1 protein-coding gene is annotated in these 486 nt (G+C 62.3%); it reads right to left on the reverse strand.

Translation table 11 applies throughout. The features are described 5' to 3' along the window. Positions 1 to 244: 244 nt before the first annotated feature. Positions 245 to 486, reverse strand: a 242-nt coding sequence (locus G3I17_RS39260; protein WP_203591358.1) for a hypothetical protein, incomplete at its 5' end; no start/stop codon positions are given.

A 486-nucleotide genomic window follows, 5' to 3' on the forward strand; every position in this document is an offset into this window, starting at 1 on the left:
TTGGGCATGGAAACCTCGCTGCTCAGCATCCTTGCCCTGATCGTCGGGCTGGTGCTGCTGTACTCGGCAATCCGCGCGTTCATGCGTGCCTCGATCATCCTCGGGATCATCTGGCTGCTGCTGGGGTTGTGGGTGATGAGCTGGGTAATACACTGACATTGAACTGCCCGGCGCGGACCTGTGGGAGCGGCCTTGTGTCGCGAAAGGGGCGCAAAGCGCCCCCGGCAATTTCAACACAAAACAATCAGTTCAGGCGCCCAGCGTTCTGTGTCTTGCCACTACTGACCGTCTCCCGCACCCGCTCGGCCTTGTCCAGCGGCAGGTGGTCGAACTCGCGCAGGCCACCCTTGCGGTACGGGTCGCCAATCCAGCGTGGTGCCACCACGAACTGCGGGCTCACCAGGCTCTTGGCCGGTTCATAACGGTCATAGCTCAGCCCGGCCAGGTCGGACAGTGTATGGATCAGGTGCGAGCTGCTGTAGGGGC

The sequence above is a fragment of the Streptomyces sp. SID13031 genome (assembly GCF_010548305.1).
Classification (GTDB): Bacteria; Actinomycetota; Actinomycetes; order Propionibacteriales; family Kribbellaceae; genus Kribbella.